This is a genomic window from Polaromonas sp. P1_G2 (genome assembly GCF_056405515.1).
Genome location: NZ_JBFUBY010001179.1, coordinates 1 through 446, shown reverse-complemented (window position 1 = coordinate 446; position 446 = coordinate 1). Strand labels below are relative to the sequence as shown.

Annotated in this window: 1 protein-coding gene; it reads left to right on the top strand. The window is 58.1% G+C overall.

Annotation, left to right across the window (positions count from 1 at the left end; genetic code table 11):
• Nucleotides 1–8 precede the first annotated feature (8 nt).
• The coding region (locus AC1D0P_RS29655; RefSeq protein WP_477680003.1) for a family 4 glycosyl hydrolase at nucleotides 9–446 on the top strand (438 nt) is incomplete at its 3' end.

The window sequence follows — 446 nt, the reverse complement described above, 5'->3', positions numbered from 1 at the left end:
CAAATAGAATGACCTTCAAAATCGCGATCATCGGCGCAGGCAGCGTCGGCTTCACCCGCAAGCTCTTCACCGACATTCTATCCGTGCCGGAATTTCAGGACGTCGAGTTTGCCCTGACCGATATGTCTGAGCACAATCTTTCCCTCATCAGCACGCTGCTCAACAAGATCAAGGATGCGAACGGCCTCAAGGTCAGGATTTCGGCGACGACCGATCGCAAGAAGGCGCTCGAAGGGGCGCGCTACATCCTGTCCTGCGTTCGGGTCGGCGGTCTCGAAGCCTATGCCGACGATATCCGCATCCCGCTTTCCTATGGCATCGACCAATGCGTCGGCGACACGATCTGCGCCGGCGGCATCATGTACGGCCAGCGCAACATCCCGGTGATCCTGGATTTCTGCCGCGATATCAATGCTGTGGCCGAGACCGGCGCGAAATTCCTCACC